The following is a 16,534-nucleotide window of genomic DNA, read 5'->3' as shown; positions in this document are numbered from 1 at the left end:
CCTTATACCAAAGAAAAATTCAAAAAATAAAATAAACTTTGGTATAATTAAAATGTAGATTTTTTAAGCAACAACTCTAGAAAAATAGCTAAAAAATTTACATAAGTAAAAAAAGAAAGGATTCAAAACATGAAATTTAAAAAAAGTAAATTAATTTCTTTATCAATATTAAGTTCTTACATATGAAAACTCTGTTGATGACTTACTTGCTGTTACACATGTGGTACGCCATGAAAAATAAATTAAAATTTATAATAGGAACTTTAACAGCCCTTTCTATGACCTTTTTTACTTACTCATGCTCTAGTATTCAACATAATGAATCTGAACCAGATATTAAAGATGAAACAAACAAGGAAGATAAGGAATATGATGAAGCTTATAAGGAACTTTGAAATATTTATACATCTCTAACATCAACATTCCGTTCTTATATTAAAGAAGGTGTTTTCATGACACCTACAAGTTTGAAAAATATTAACCATATGCCTTATAGTGTTTTTAATTTTGATTTTTTTGACCTTAATGATCAAAGAGTTTTATATCGTAAATATGTCCAAATCTCTAATAAAGAAGATTTTGATGATCTTATTATAAAAAGATATAAAGACTTAAATAATTTTAATAACACTGTTGCGTCTAATGAAGAAATACAAAAAACATTTGAAAAATTATATTTAAACAATCAGCCTATAGATCAGATCTTAGACCAAAATTATATTTATATAATAGACTCTAGTGGTTTTTCTGTTAATAATATTCATGAATTTGTTATCCCATTTAAAAACAAAGATTCACAAATTATTAATTTAATTCCATTTGTTTTGCCTCAAACACAACCACATGGATTAATATCAAGGAGAACTTGAGGAGTTTTCCTGATTCCAAAAGACAAAACAGTTAAATTTAATCAATTTCCATATCACAGATTATCAGATAGAAGGCAATCTATAATTAATTTTAAAAATAACCTTTTAAAATGATATCAAGATGAATACCGAAAGTTTTATAAAGAATCTTAATAATTTTGATTAAAAGACCCATCAAATAAATAATGGGTCTTTTTTTTGTATCAATTTTGAATTATTCTTTGTTATAAATCTATTTATAGACTTTTTTATTAAATGGAAATGTCACATGCAAGTTTTTTTGCATGTGACATTGTTTTTGTCTGCCTTGTAATAAAATAGTTGTAATAATAAATGTTAAAAAAATGAAAGGCGACTTTAAAATTATATGAAAAATTTAGAAAAATATATTTGTGTTTTTGACAAATATCGAAAAGAAAATAAATATCAACATTTTAAAATTGAAGAGAATCATAATACTATCTTGAAAATGCAAGGAGCTCTTGAGTCGCATCGAAAATTACGAGCAAACCAAATCGATCTAGAACAACTTTATAATATTTTACAAGAACTTTCTGAAGGATTCTCAATCCAAGAAGTAGCCAAGATTTTTAACAGAGACATTCGAAGTATAAAAAGTAAAATCCAAATTATTACAAATCGCAGACCACTTAGTTTAGATAAACAAAATCGCTATGTTTGTCCTAAGTGTTCAAAAAGAGTAATGTGGGTTAAAACCCTTAATTTTAGTAAACTATACGAACATTTATTAGGTTATTCATTTTCGCGACTCTTTTTTGTAAGTGATACAATTAAAGAGAAATGAAAGGCCTACAGAAAATATTGGTATAGTGAGCTTAATACATACAACAAAAATAGAAATAAAAAGAATTTGCAGCAAAAAGAAGTTAAGAAATCAGTTACCTATCTTGTGAATTCTTTTAAAAAATTATCCCCTGATGAATTTGCTCCTTCACCTAGTACAATTTATAAAATAATTAAAAAATACCCTTATTTCCTTGATTTTGACCATATTGTTAAAAAATCTGAAGGCAAATATGGCATAAGGAAGAAGAAGCAAACCAAACATAAAACATTAAAATATGCTACAGAAATTTCAAAACGTCCAGCTTATATTAATGATCGCTCTGAACACGGCCATTTTGAATTAGACACCGTTATTGGTAAAATCAATGATACATATTGTATTGTGACCATAATTGAACGGCAAACCAGAATGTCTTATGCTATGCTCTCAAAACGCAACTCCAAAGCTATCAAACAAACTCTTGTCAAACTAATCAAGAAACATAACTTAGACATTAAAACTTTAACTGTTGATAATGGTAGTGAAAATGTCTTATTGCACCAGGTAATTCCAACTGAAAGATTATTTAAATGCCAACCATATAGTTCATGACAAAAAGGTTCAATAGAAAATATGCACCGCTTAATTAGGTATTACATTCCCAAAGGAAAAAGCTTAGATAAATACTCTCAGCAAGAAATTGATTATATGATGGAAAAAATAAATAACTATCGACAAGTTGTCCGGCAATATAAGATAACCTAAAATTTTTTTAATCCCCCGCCTTTGATTGCAATCAAAGGGGCCTTACTTTTGGCAAAAGTAAGCAAAACCGACGAGAAAACACTGCCGTGTTTTCTGTTTTCGCATACATTTTTTATGTAAAATTTATGTTAAAATTAAAACGCAATTATTTTGTTAATATCTCGCAAGTGACTTTTCCAAAAAATATTATAGACTTTTTTAGATTAATATTAAAATAAACACAATTATCTTATATAATATAAACAATTTTATATATTATAAATTTTGATATTAAAGGAGTTATTTATGGATTATAAAAAAACTTTAAACATGCCCCAAACTAATTTTGAAATGAAGGCTAATTTAACAAATAAAGAGGCTAGTTACCGAAATTTTTGATTAGAATCAAAAATTTACCAAAAAGCTATTTTAAAAAATAAAAATAATAAAAAATTTATTTTACATGATGGTCCACCATATGCAAATGGGGATATTCATATTGGCCATGCACTCAATAAGATTTTAAAAGATATTATTGTGCGTTATAAGACTTTAAAAGGATTTTATTCTCCTTTTATACTTGGTTGAGATACTCATGGTTTACCTATCGAACATAAAATGCTAAGTGATGCTAATTTACAACAAGAAGATTTAAATGTTTTAACATTGCGTAAACGAGCAGCACAATATGCAAGTGAACAAATTATTCGTCAAAAAGAGCAATTTAGTTTATTACAAATTTTTACCGACATGGATAAGATTTATGTAACGATGAATAAACAATATGAAGTCGCTCAACTAAAAGTGCTTAAGAAATTTGCATTAGATGGTTTAGTTTACAAAGCATTAAAACCAGTTTATTGATCACCAAGTTCACAAAGTGCATTAGCTGAATCTGAAGTTGAATATCATGATGTAGTATCTCCCTCAATCTTTGTTGCTTTTAAAGTAAAAAACTCAGATTTTTCAAATATTTTAGTTGATGATAATTTAATTATTTGGACAACAACTCCATGAACTTTAATTGCCAATGCTGCTGTTGCATTAGGTGAAAATATTGAATATGCAAGAGTTAAGGCAAATAATCAATATTATATTATTGCAAGTGAATTAGTTGGTAGTGTTGCTGGAACAATTGGCTGAGAAACTTATGAAGTAGTTACAAGATTTTTAGGGAAAGAAATTAGCAATATTTCATATCAAACTCCAATTTTAAAACAAGCTGCACCAGTTGTGCTTGGACACCATGTTACTACTGAGAGTGGTTCAGGTCTTGTTCATATTGCACCATTATTTGGAGAAGATGACTTTTTAATTGGAAAGCAAAATAATTTAAATATGATTATGCATATTTCAGATAAAGGTTATATTTATAACACAAATACCCAATTTGATGGTTTATTTTACGATGATGCTAATAAACAAATTTCGGAGTTTCTTGGTAACGCTTTATTAAATTTCAAACGCTTTAAACACTCATATCCACATGATTGAAGAACCCATAAACCAATTATTTTCCGTGGAACTCCGCAATGATTTGTCTCAATTGATAAAATTAGGGATAAGATTTTAGACCAAATTGAAAATAATGTAATTACACATTCTCCGTGGGCTAAAAAGCGAATTGCGAAAATGATTGAAAATCGCAATGACTGAACTATTTCGCGTCAAAGATCATGAGGTGTTCCGTTAATTTTCTTTTATGACCAAAATGATAATCCAGTAATTAAAGAAGATATCTTTGATTATGTAATTGATTTAGTAGGTCAATATGGTACTGATGTTTGATGAGAAAAAACAGCTGATGAATTATTGCCTGAGCAATACCGTAATTTAGGTTATAAAAAAGAAATAGATATTATGGATGTTTGATTTGATTCAGGAGTTTCATCAATTGCAACTGATATTGATGGAGGATTTTCTCAAGCTCCGTATAGTGTCTACTTAGAAGGGTCAGACCAGTACCGTGGGTGATTTAACTCCTCTTTAATTAATTCAGTAGCTTATAATGGATTTAGTCCATATGTGAATTTAATCTCACATGGATTTACCCTTGACGAAAAAGGTGAAAAAATGTCTAAATCAAAAGGCAATACTATTTCGCCTTTAGAAGTGGTCTCAAAACGTGGAGCAGATATTTTAAGGTTATGAGTAGCAAATAGTGAATATACTAATGATGTCACAATTTCTGACACGATTTTAGACCAAAATACTGAAATTTACCGTAAGATACGTAATACTATTAGGTTTTTACTTGGCAATTTACATAATTACCAATATGACCCAAATACTAAACGAAGTGGTATACATTTATTTATTAAAGAACAACTTAATGAATTAAAATATAATGTACAAAATGCATATGATCAATTTAAATTTATTAATGTAATTAAATTGATCAATAATTATATCGTCGAATTATCAAGTTTTTATTTATCAGTTACTAAAGATATTTTATATGTACGTAAGTTTAATGATCCTGAGCGTTTAATGATTTTAGCAAATATGTTTGAAATTGCTGAATTCTTAATTGTTGCACTAGCACCAATTTTACCAACAACTGCCGAGGAAGCCTATAGTCATTTACCCAAAGCAACTAAAGAAGAATCAGTAATGCTTGAAAAGTTAGAAACAGTATCCCAAGGATCAGTTAACTATGAAATTTTAAAAAAATATCAAGGATTCTTTGAATTTAGATCACAAGTAAATTTATTAATTGAAAATGCAATTAAAATGGGCAATGTTAAACGTTCTAATGAATTAGAACTTTGTTATGATTTTGCTAAATATACTGCTTACCAAGATTTAGATTTTAAAAATTTACTTGGTGTTGGTAAACTAACTAACAGCAAAGAATTAAAAGTGCAAAAATTTGAATCTTTAAAATGTTTAAGATGTTGAAATCATTTTGAACCAAATACTATTAAAAATGATATATGTGAGAAATGTCATGAAGCACTTGAAACATAGATTAGATAGAAACCTTAATTATATTAAGGCAAATAAATATAAAATTCTTGGTATATATTTAGTTTTATTTGTTTCATTTTTAATCTTATTTTTGTTTGACCAATTGACTAAAACCTTATTATTTGAACATGGTTCTGTTATAAATGATGATAAAGTTTGAATTAATGATCGATTATATGTTGTAACACATGATGGAAGCTTTGTGTGAGCTGAAAGCATTTGACCAAATGACCCTGATCAATGACCAGTGTACGGATTTTTAGGAATCAGAAGTATTTGGCATGGAGGAGTTACATTAGTTAAGACAAGAAATCAATTTTTAATTCAAGGCTTAAGTGTTGTTTTTTGCACCGTAGTCTTAATTAGCCCTTTAATTTGGCGCAATTTAGGTTATGGAGGCGGAATAATTTTAGGTAATATTTTAGCTGGAGTTGCTGGAAATATGATCGATCGCTTTATTTTTCAAACACATGTTAAAGATGTCTTTTACTTTACTTTTAGTGCTAATTCAGGAACTTTTAACATAGCTGATGTTGAGATAATGATGGGCATTATTAGTTTTGCAATTTACACCTTCTTCTCTTCTCGTAAAAAAACTTATTCTAATATTCAACACTTAGTTGCCTAAGTTTCCTGGACCAAAGATGGTCCAGGTTTTTAAATATTTTAATACTTTATTTTTTTAAAAAATAAAGTAAAATATTCCCAATATGGACCAAAGCCAAGAAAAACAAAAAAATATCTTGTTTAGTTTTTTAAATAAAGATAGTCAGGCAAATAATTTAGAGCAAAAACTTGATAATTGTGCTAATAATGCTGAATTATTAAAATTTAAAATGGGAAAATACTTGCATAACTGTCAAAAAGGAAAATTATCTTTTAAAGAAATTGTCCAAAGATATTGATTTAGAATTTTTATGCTCTTTTGAGCAGCCCTTATATTTAATGGTGGAATTCAAGTATTCTTAAAACCTGCTGAAACAATTCCTTCAGGGGTAACTGGAATCCCCACTTTAATTCAATATATAGTACCGGCAACTGAACCTTATTTTGCTTTAATTTATTTAGCTTGTAATTTACCGCTATTTTTAATCTTTTTTAAAAAAGTAAAACTAAGTTTTATCCTCTTTACTTTTATTTTTATGTTATTTCAAATTTTAACTAACCTGATTTTTACTACTCCGGAAGTCTCAGAATGATTTAAAGATAAAATTGTCTTAACTGAAAAATACTTACCATACACAAATTGAAGTAATTTAATTAATGCAATTATTGGAGCTTCATTAGTGGGCCTTGGAATTTCATTGGCTTGAAAAGCTGGTGGCTCAACAGGTGGGACTGATATTATTGGATATTATTTTTCAACTAAAGCTAAAAAAAGTATTGGTCAAGTATTATCAACTCTAGGCTTTGCGAGTGCCTTAGTTTTCTTAATTATTTTTGCATTTATTAAGCCAAATTATTTAAAAGAAGAACCTTTAACAATTCAGCAAATTATGGCTTTAAATTCTCAAGAATATGCACAATTACATGATTATAAAGGAATTAACCAAAATCTTGAAGCCGTAACTAAACAACATGAACTCATTACCAAAAATTATTATGAATCAAAGATTTATTTTGGTATGCGTGAAATTACTACTTTTATATATATTATTGTAGTAAATTTAGTAGTAAATTTACTATACCCGAAATATAAGAAAGTTTCATTAACTATTATTAGTTCAAATCCCGAGATTGTCATTGCATATTTTAAATTAATTAATTTTTGACATTCATATCGCATTGAAAAATATATCTCTGGTTATACAAATCAAGAAGGAACCAAAATCGTCACAGTGCTTTTAAGCTTAGAAGCAAATAATATTATTGCAGACTTAAAACAAATTGATCCTAAAATTTGAATCTCAGTTGAAAAAGTAACTCAGATCCAAGGGCTGTTTAGCACTGATTATGTTGAATAATAATTACTAAGACCTAATTATGGTCTTATTTTTTTTACTTTTTTAGTTTTGCATATAAGAATAATTTATCAATTAAACGGAAGGAGAAATAAGCATGAAATTAAGTAATTTAGAAAAATTAGATGAACAAGAACTTAAGCAAACTAATGCTGCTTTTAGTATTAGTGCCATAGTTTCCAGTATCCCAGTTTTAATGAATTCTTTAGCATCAATTTTAGGATTTTTTAAAGCTGCCTTTTCGATCGATGGCGAAATAAAAGATAAATTAACAACCTTTAAATGAGACAATACTAAAAAACAAGATACCAACCAAACACCAAGCGGATTTAACTTTTTTTAATATAAAAAGTTGGTTATAAGGATAACCAACTTTTTCTTATACTAATTCTTCATTTAATAATGCTAATACTTCATCTTGTGTGCTTAAGTCTAAAGCACGATTTGCTAAATCTTTCAATTGTTCATAATTTAAATTATTAATTAAATCACGAGCACTTAAAACACTGCTTGCACTCATTGAAAATTCATCAAGGCCTAAACCTACTAAAAGTGGGATAGCACGTTTATCACCAGCCATTTCACCACACATACCTGCTCATTTACCATTTTTATGAGCACCTTTAATTACATGACTAATTAAACGTAAAACTGATGGATTTAATGGTTGATATAAATAAGAAATATTTTCATTCATACGATCAGCTGCCATCGAGTATTGAATCAAATCATTTGTACCAATTGAAACAAAGTCGGCATGTTCACTAAATTTATCTGCTAAAATAGCTGCTGCAGGAGTTTCAATCATTAATCCAACTTCTATATCATAGATTGGCTTAATGTTTGGATATTGATCTTTTAATTCATTGTAACATTTTATAAATACATTTTTAGCATCTAAAAATTCACTTACGTTTGTAATCATTGGGAACATAATTGCAACTTTTCCAAATTCACTAGCACGAATTAAGGCACGTAATTGTGTTTTGAAAATATCTAAGTTTTGTAAACAAAATCTAATTGCACGGTAACCTAAAAATGGATTCATTTCTTCTGGGAATTTAAAGTATTTTAAGGTTTTATCGCCACCAATATCTAAAGTTCTAATAACAACTCTTTTACCTTTCATGCCCTCAACTACTGTTTTATAAGCATTAAATTGTTCTTCTTCAGTTGGTCAATTAGCATTATCCATATATAAAAATTCTGATCTAAATAATCCAATACCTTCAGCATCATTGTCAATAACACCAGGTAAGTCTTTTGGTGTACCAATATTAGCGGCTAATTCTACATGTTTACCATCAAGAGTTTTTGATTCTTGTCCCTTTAACTTTGTAAGCATTGCCAAATAATTTAAATATTTTTCTTTTGCAATCTGGAATTTTTGGGTTTGCTCTTCATTAGGATTTAAAATAACTTCTCCAGTTGCTCCATCTAAGGCGATTAAATCCCCATGCATTGCATGTTCCATAACACCTGCAGCTCCAACTACAGATGGAATTCCAAGGCTACGGGCCATAATAGCTGTATGCGATGTAGGTCCACCAATATTGGTTACAAATCCTTTAACAAATTCTTTGTTTAATTGTACGGTTTGTGATGGACTTAGATCTTGAGCAACAATAATGACTTCTTCGCTAATATTAGCTAAATCAGGTTCTTCTAAGCCATTTAAAACGTATAAAAGTTTTTTAAGTACATCTTTGATATCAGCGGCCCTTTCACGCATATATTCATCATCCATCATTTCAAACGTACTTGCAAAACTCGTGTAAAATTCTTTAACAGCATATTCTGCTGTTTCAGAATTATTTTTAATATTATTTTCAATTGTTTCAATAGCAAAAGGATCATTGACAAAGCCAATATGTGCTTCAAAGATTGCAGCATGTTCTGGGTCTTGTGCCAGTTTTTTAGTTTGCTCAATTTTTGCTACAACTTTTTCTCTTGCTTCTTGATATAAATTAAGTTCACCTTGTACATCATTAGTTTTTTGAGTAATTTCAACCGGTAATTCTTCGATTTTGAAGATTTTTGAAATTGCTACACCTTTTGATGCTCCGATACCTTTAATATTCATAATATACCTCTCATATATTTTTAATTTGCTTTAAATTCTATAATGTTATATTTTAATAGAAAATATTAATAATTAAATAGATTATACAAAGAAAAATAAAAAAAGGTGGAATTGTTTCCATATTTTATTTTTCAAATATTAATTTAATTAATTCTTCTTTATTTAGGATTTTATATTCTCCTTCATATAAATCATTAGGTAAACTTAAAAACCCTATTTTTGTTCGTTTTAAGTCTGTTACAGTATATCCAAATTTTGTAAACATCCGTTTTACTTGGTGAAATTTCCCTTCAGATATTTTCAAGTTTGCATGAAATTTATCTAAAATAGTTAAGCAAGCTGGTAAAGTATAAAAATCTCCAAGATTAAACCCTGCTTTGAAAATATTTATCAAGTTTTTATCTAGGGGTTTATCAACTGTTACAAAATACGTTTTCAATAAATCTTTTTTAGGGCTTGTTAACTTATGAGTTAAATTACCATCAGTAGTAATAATTAATAGGCCAGTAGTATCTAAATCAAGGCGGCCAATTGTATGAATATTATTAAGTGATTTTAAATGTTCAGGTAGTAAATCAAAGACAGTTTGATGCATTTTATCAAAATTTGCACAAATATAACCTTTAGGTTTATTTAAAACCAGATAAATTTCTTGATTATTTTTTATAATTACATCATTAACTATAATTTGATCTTGTAATGTAATTATTAAACCTGGATCTTTAATAATTGCATTATTTACTTTAACTTTACCTTTATTTATTAATTTTTTTGCTTCATTTCGTGAATGATTAGTATTATGAGATATAAATTTATCAATCCTTTGTTTCATGTTTAAATTATAGTTCAATAAGTTAAAAATAACACTATTTGATAATAAAATTGATAATAAAAAAAGTTATATAAAGATTTTATCTTTCATATAACTTTTTAACTAAATTTTAATCATTATAATATTTCTTATATTCGTTATTATATCAATTATAGAGCTCAGCTTTAAATTTCTCTAAATAAGCAATTTCGTCATCATTGTTTCTAGCGACTGTTATGGTTTTAACTGCAATATCTTTATTTTTAGGAAAACTAAATACACCTCATGTTGTATGATAACTTAATGCAGCAGGTTCAACTCTAGGTATTACATCATCAATTATATTTAAAACTACTGAGTTATTCTCTTTAAAAGGCACTATGTATCAATATGCAAAATTAGAAGTAGAATCTGTGATATAAATATCATTGTTTTTTAAAAATTCATACACGTCTTGATTTTTTAAATATACTTTTTGAAAATACTCTCTTATTTCAGTTTCATCAGTATGTACATCATTACGATTATTTAATTCTTGAAATCTTTTGATAATAATTTGATCAAAATCATCCTTGTTTTGGATTTTAATCCAATCATGGAATTTTTTACTTTCAGCAACAGGATCAAAGAACCCAAAATTAATTCTATTATAGTTACCATTCACAATCTTTTCAAAATTTTCGTCAGCTGTAGGAGGTATAAATCTAGCTCTAATTATAAATTTTGTGAATTTATCAAAAGCTTTCTTATAAATTTTTTCTATATCATCTTTAACTTTTTGTTTTCATGAAGCTTGAGGAGGTTTATATGATCCATATGATGGGCTAGATGTTGGTGGAAGGGGCACAGGATTTGGTTTTGAAGGCTCATGTGGTTTGGTATGTGTACACGAAAAAGCAATAAGTGGAGTTAATAAAGATCCAATCAATAATATTTTTTTATTCATTTTCATTCCTTACTACATGTGTTACAGCCACAATATCACCAACTGAATTATCAAAAGAGTTAGATGAGAATTTTAAAATTTTATATCGATAAGTACCAGTCACATCTGCCTTATGTTCGATTAATTCATCATTTGTTAAAACGGTTGAAACACGTTTTACAGTTATTCAATCACCATTAGAATTTTTCTGTTCTAAAAATAAGTCATAATCAGTAAATCACTTATTAGATTGGCGATTTAACATTTCTTCTTTTTTAAGTCATAACTCATTCTCATGATGGTTACCTCATTTTCTTGCTTCTGCAACTAAATCCTTTGGCCTATATTTTGGTGTTGTGTTATAAACATCGTTTCACCAATTACGATCATCAATCAATAATGGATTAATTACCCGTTCTTTTAATAAGCCAGCATTAAAAGTTCATGAACTAGATATTTTAATGGTTTGACCTTTGGTTAATTTTATTTCATTACTAGTAAGTATTGTATTATTAGAACTATTTAAGTTAACTTCCTTAACTTTATAATTGTTTGCTGCTTCCAGCATTTTACTAAAGTCAACAGTTCCAGACCCGTATTTTTCCTTATATCCACTTGATTTAGAAATTAAATCATTAAGCTGAGGACTTACTGCAGAAGCCGATAAAATCGCTTTTATAAGTGGTACTTTAAATTCACTATCATTTATGTTTGGCTTCAGTGCGAGCAAACTAGATATAAGTCCTGTTACTACAGGTGCTGCATAACTTGTACCGTTCATATACATTAATTTCGGATCGTCATATTTAGAATCATAAAAAATATTATAAAACTTAGCAGGAGCAACTACTAATGGTTTTGCTAAATCACTGTAAGAATCTTCCAATTTATAATTACTATATTCGGAAATTATATTAGTTTTTTGACTATAACTTGATGCATAATCATGAAGTGCTCCAACAACTACAGAGTTAAAGGCAAGTGTTTTATTTGATATCAAGTGCTTTGAATGTTCACCATCATTTCCAGCAGACATTACATTTATAACACCATATTTACGTGAAATATAATCAAGAAAATAAGTATTTTCTGTATAGCCCATATAGTTTACTCCATCTTTGTTTTTACCGATAGGTGTAATATAACTATGATTAATTAACCTTACACCATCACTTACTAATTTTTCAATAGCCTCAGATCATTCATTATCGTTACTAAACGTGGATAAATGGACATGAGCATTTTTATCAATTCCAAAGCGGCTTCCTAAAATTGTTGAAACATTTGTTGAGTGATTTCTATATTTATAAGCATCCTCACCTGCTCCGCTTGAGTTTAACTCATTTATGTTAATACCCTTATCGAAAAATTCCTTATATTTCTCATTAAATGATCCTTTTCACACTTCTAAGACACCAACTTTAATGGTAGGCTTGTTAGGTACATATATATCAGAACCACCCTTTACAATTCATAAATTTTTTTGGGCTGAATCGTGGAATTCTCTTAAATTTTTGCTAGGTGCTTGATTATTGTATGGGTATGCTCTACTGTAATAATCATTTTGATTCTTTTTTCAATATAGATTAGGCTTAATTTCATTTTCGTACAATATGAATTTAAAAATTTCAGGCCACTGCTTTATTTTAGTAACTAGCTCTTTTCTCTCTTGTTCATTGTTAAAATAAAGTCAAATAATTGGCATAATTGAACTAGTTTTTATGGACTTAAAAATTAACCCAGTATTAGTTATTTTTTCTTTAAAACTATTATTAAATTGTTTTATAAAATCTTCATTTGCTGATTGAAAACCTGGATTTAATAACAATTTAAGTTCAAAGTTATTATCAATTGCTATTTCTTCTTCTAATCCATTATAATTTTGGGCACTTATAATTGATTGACCTCTAACTTCTAATTTATCATTAGCAACATTTTCATACCAATTAGTTATTTTTTGCTCAGAATTATACGGAGCAGTTGCAAATAATGTTGCTAATCCTGTTAATGTTGTAACTGGTCATATAACCAGTTTTTTCAATTTTAATTTAGTCATAATATCTCCTTAAATATTTATGTATTTACTTTAGCGAAAAACTTTAATATAAGCAGTTTAATTAAAAGATAAAGTTTTTTTGATTCGCTTATAATAATTATACCATATGTGATTTCTGGATTTAGTTAATTTCATAATATCTACTGAATACAAGAATTAATACTTGTTTATTAAAAAAATAACGTTAAATTAATTTGTCATCGGTATATATAAATGTTATTTAATTTGTTGGCACTATACATAAAGCTAAAAATAACATTTATTCATATGATTTTTGTTATTATTAATTTTAATGTATAATTTATATACTAAAGATATTAAACTTACACAACTAATAGGAGTATAATGAAGAAAAAAGTTATTGCTTTTTCAAGTGATCATGCAGCTTTTGCATTGAAAGAGCAGCTAAAAGAATATGTATCATCACTAGGTTATGAAATTGTAGACTTAGGACCTGATACCGATGCTAATTCAGTAAGTTATGCTGAACAAGGTCATAAATTAGCCAATTACATTACTAAAGAACAACCAGATTTTGGGATTGCTATGTGTGGTACTGGACTTGGCATCTCTTATGCTTTAAATCGTCATAAAGCAATTAGAGCAGCAAGAGTAGTATCACTTGAAGATGCTCACTTAGCAAAACAACATAACAATGCTAATGTGCTTGTATTTGGCGGGCGTCAAATATCATTTGATGAAGCAAAGGCTATGGTTGATGAATATATTAAAACAGAATTTGAAGGTGGCAGACACCAAGTTAGAATAGAACAACTAGACCAGGAGGTGTAAAATGGAAGACAAAAAAGAATTAAGACCTGTTTGACATATCACAAAAGATAAAGAAAAAGATAAATGAAGAGTGTACCGTGAAGGAGCTGAAAGAGCGACTAGTTTATTCGATACACAAAAAGAAGCTATTCCTTATGCAAGAGAATTAGCTAAAAAACACAGTGGAACTTTTTATATTCACGGAGAAAATGGAAAAATCCGTGATGGTAAAGGTTACAAAGATAAATAATTTTATTTAGAAAACCAAGCCAATTTTACTTGGCTTGGTTTTTTCTAATTATTTTTTGTGGAGTTTGCTCAATTTCTTGTTTTGCTAATTCTAATTTTTGATTTAATAAATTAATAGCATGTAGCAAATTTTGTTTTAAAGTATTTAATTTAGCATCAAGGTTTTTAATATATAAATCAAATTTACTACGGCGCACAACTAATAAAAGTAGTTTATTATAGAACTTATATTGATTAGAAGGTTGTTTAGGATTAAAGTTGTGAGTTTCTAAATTTTGAATGGCTTTATTTAAATATTCCATTAATTGTTGCAAAGTTATATTATACGAGATTTTATATTCTGTATGAGCAATTTCTAGGTCTTTAATCCAACTAGATAATTTATTAATTTCATTAATAATTTTAGATTTATTATGGTTTAACTTCGTTATTTTATTAATAATTTCTGTGGTTTGCTGGCTATGTATATCCACATAATGTAATTTTAAAACATCATTTTTATTATAAGCTAAAATAACTTCTAAGATATCATCAATTTGTTTTTGTGTTAAGGGTTTAGATATTTTAAGGTTGCGAGCATAAAAACTATTTTGACAAGCAATGATTAAAGCACCTAGGCATGCTGCAATTTTTCCTTTGCTATCATTATCTTGAAATTTAATGCGCTTGGTAAGTTTATTGGCTTGCATATTAATTATAGTTTGGAAATTATCGTCTTCAAATTCATTTAATGGAACTAATTTATCAAGTGAAATTGAGCGCCCTTTTGATAAGTCATTTGATTCAACATTAAAAAACTTTGTTAATAATTTTGATTCAAGCGAATTATTTCAAGAATAAAATTCAATTTGATTAAAATCTAGATTTTTAGTATGCAATAAAATCCTCAAATCTTTTAAAAATAATGTTTTTGCTTTAGTTCAAAAAACATCAAATGGTTTAAACTTTGCAATGGGTTTAAGATCAAAAGTTCGCGAGACTGTTCTTAATTTATTTTTTGAGTTTACGACACCAAGTGTATAACAAAAGGGCAAGTCAAGCTTTTGATCTTGTAATTCTTTAAAATATACATAATTTAAGGGAGTTAAATAATTAAAAGTAATAGCTTCAAAATCAATGTAAATTTTAGTTTTCATCTTTTAAACTATATTTATGATATTCTAAAGATTTATTGATTAACTCTTGTTCTAAATCTGGAAGTTGATTAAGTTCTTGTTCTAATAATTTTGCAACTGCAAGAGACGGCTTAGTTACAGGCTCTTTAGGTGCAAATAATTCACAAGTTTCGTTAGCTTGAACAATTGATATTTGGTATGTATTAATATCTTTAGCAATTTGAATAATTTCATTTTTATCAAATGTTAATAAAGGACGTAAGATTGGTAAGGTAGTCACTGAACCAATCACATGCATTGATTCTAAGGTTTGCGAGGCAACTTGTCCTAAGTTTTCGCCGTTTGAAATACCTGATATTTTATTTTTTAAAGCTATTTGCTCTGCAATTCTGTAAAAACTGCGGCGCATTAAAGTTATTTTATATGATTCTTTTGACACAAATGCAATATAATTCATCAAATGAGAATAATTTGCAATAATCAAATTACTCGTAATTTGATATTTATTTAAGGTTTTAACTATGTTGTGAATTTTATCTAATGTTAATTGATCAGTTTGCGGGGGAGTCATAAAGCTTAAAAAATCAACTTTTAAACCTCGCTTCATTAATTGCCAAGCTGCAACTGGGGAATCAAAGCCTCCTGATAATAAATGTAAGATTTTACCTGATGAACCTACTGGCAATCCCCCTAGTCCTTTGATATAATTACTAAACATATATGAAGCTTTTTGTCTTACTTCTAAATAAAAAATTTGATCAGGGTTATGTACATCAACTTTTAAATCATAATTTTTTAATAAATATGATCCTAAATTATGATTTAACTCATTTGAAGTATATTCAAAAGCTTTATAATTACGCCTTGCGGCTATTTTAAATGTTTTGGTATTTTTATTTAATAAAACATTTAATGATTGTTTAAATTTATCTAAATTATTTTCAAGAACTAAAACTGGTGAATAAGAACTTATTCCAAAGACATATTTTAAATTATCTAAATTTTCTTTGGAATAAGTCACATACATACGGTCAAATTCTACTTCTGGTGCTTCGCCTAAGATATGCTTTATATTATTTGCTAAATAATTAATAAAAGTTTTACGATTTTTCTTTTTTAAGACTAATTCTCCATAGCGAATTAAGATTTTTTGATACATATTACCTCCTTATAATATATGATAAAAATAGTCA

Annotated in this window: 14 protein-coding genes; 8 read left to right on the top strand and 6 right to left on the bottom strand. The window is 27.7% G+C overall.

All coding sequences use genetic code 4. The features are described from left to right. The first annotated feature begins 230 nt into the window (after positions 1-230). The 6 genes from AC0B4K_RS03695 to AC0B4K_RS03670 all read left to right on the top strand — a co-directional run bounded on the left by AC0B4K_RS03695 (position 231) and on the right by AC0B4K_RS03670 (position 7,674). Positions 231-1,022 (top strand): hypothetical protein, encoded by a 792-nt coding sequence (locus tag AC0B4K_RS03695; RefSeq protein ID WP_465103854.1) that lies wholly within the window; start codon positions 231-233, stop codon positions 1,020-1,022. A 214-nt stretch (positions 1,023-1,236) separates the two neighbouring features. Then, the gene (locus AC0B4K_RS03690) at positions 1,237-2,421 is read left to right on the top strand and encodes an IS30 family transposase (RefSeq protein WP_465103853.1); all 1,185 of its coding nucleotides are present in this window, start codon (positions 1,237-1,239) and stop codon (positions 2,419-2,421) included. 285 nt (positions 2,422-2,706) lie between these two features. Continuing rightward, on the top strand, positions 2,707-5,370 hold the full coding sequence (ileS, locus tag AC0B4K_RS03685) for an isoleucine--tRNA ligase (RefSeq protein WP_465103852.1): 2,664 nt from the start codon (positions 2,707-2,709) through the stop codon (positions 5,368-5,370). Beyond that, the gene (locus tag AC0B4K_RS03680) at positions 5,360-5,998 is read left to right on the top strand and encodes a signal peptidase II (protein ID WP_465103851.1); all 639 of its coding nucleotides are present in this window, start codon (positions 5,360-5,362) and stop codon (positions 5,996-5,998) included. The genes ileS and AC0B4K_RS03680 overlap by 11 nt, the downstream gene beginning before the upstream one ends. 82 nt (positions 5,999-6,080) lie before the next feature. Further along, entirely contained in the window at positions 6,081-7,334 is a 1,254-nt protein-coding gene (locus tag AC0B4K_RS03675) for a YitT family protein (RefSeq protein ID WP_465103850.1), read from the top strand. Positions 7,335-7,428: 94 nt separating this feature from the next. Continuing rightward, positions 7,429-7,674 (top strand): hypothetical protein, encoded by a 246-nt coding sequence (locus AC0B4K_RS03670; RefSeq protein ID WP_465103849.1) that lies wholly within the window; start codon positions 7,429-7,431, stop codon positions 7,672-7,674. 36 nt (positions 7,675-7,710) lie between these two features. Here AC0B4K_RS03670 and ptsP read toward each other — a convergent pair whose 3' ends face one another. The 4 genes from ptsP to AC0B4K_RS03650 form a co-directional block, all read right to left on the bottom strand. After that, entirely contained in the window at positions 7,711-9,414 is a 1,704-nt protein-coding gene (ptsP, locus tag AC0B4K_RS03665; RefSeq protein WP_465103848.1) for a phosphoenolpyruvate--protein phosphotransferase, read from the bottom strand. A gap of 124 nt (positions 9,415-9,538) precedes the next feature. Further along, positions 9,539-10,246 carry a pseudouridine synthase gene (locus AC0B4K_RS03660; RefSeq protein WP_465103847.1) on the bottom strand — a complete coding sequence of 236 codons (708 nt, stop codon included), beginning with the start codon at positions 10,244-10,246 and terminating at the stop codon, positions 9,539-9,541. Positions 10,247-10,355: 109 nt separating this feature from the next. Beyond that, positions 10,356-11,171 (bottom strand): hypothetical protein, encoded by an 816-nt coding sequence (locus AC0B4K_RS03655; protein WP_465103846.1) that lies wholly within the window; start codon positions 11,169-11,171, stop codon positions 10,356-10,358. Further along, on the bottom strand, positions 11,164-13,206 hold the full coding sequence (locus AC0B4K_RS03650; RefSeq protein WP_465103845.1) for a S8 family serine peptidase: 2,043 nt from the start codon (positions 13,204-13,206) through the stop codon (positions 11,164-11,166). Before AC0B4K_RS03650 ends, AC0B4K_RS03655 begins: the two co-directional genes overlap by 8 nt. Positions 13,207-13,551: 345 nt before the next feature. Between AC0B4K_RS03650 and AC0B4K_RS03645 the strand changes: the two genes are divergently transcribed. Both AC0B4K_RS03645 and AC0B4K_RS03640 read left to right on the top strand, forming a co-directional pair. After that, a complete protein-coding gene (locus AC0B4K_RS03645; RefSeq protein WP_465103844.1) occupies positions 13,552-13,998 on the top strand; it encodes an RpiB/LacA/LacB family sugar-phosphate isomerase in 447 nt (148 codons plus the stop codon). A 1-nt stretch (position 13,999) separates the two neighbouring features. Further along, a complete protein-coding gene (locus tag AC0B4K_RS03640; protein ID WP_465101735.1) occupies positions 14,000-14,227 on the top strand; it encodes a DUF2188 domain-containing protein in 228 nt (75 codons plus the stop codon). A gap of 25 nt (positions 14,228-14,252) precedes the next feature. Here AC0B4K_RS03640 and AC0B4K_RS03635 read toward each other — a convergent pair whose 3' ends face one another. After that, entirely contained in the window at positions 14,253-15,362 is a 1,110-nt protein-coding gene (locus tag AC0B4K_RS03635) for a hypothetical protein (protein WP_465103843.1), read from the bottom strand. Continuing rightward, complete coding sequence (thiI, locus tag AC0B4K_RS03630; protein ID WP_465103842.1) at positions 15,352-16,500, bottom strand: tRNA uracil 4-sulfurtransferase ThiI; 1,149 nt, start codon at positions 16,498-16,500, stop codon at positions 15,352-15,354. Before thiI ends, AC0B4K_RS03635 begins: the two co-directional genes overlap by 11 nt. Positions 16,501-16,534: the final 34 nt, after the last annotated feature.

The organism is Mycoplasma sp. 11548 (genome assembly GCF_055523555.1).
This window is presented reverse-complemented; position numbering and strand designations above follow the sequence as displayed.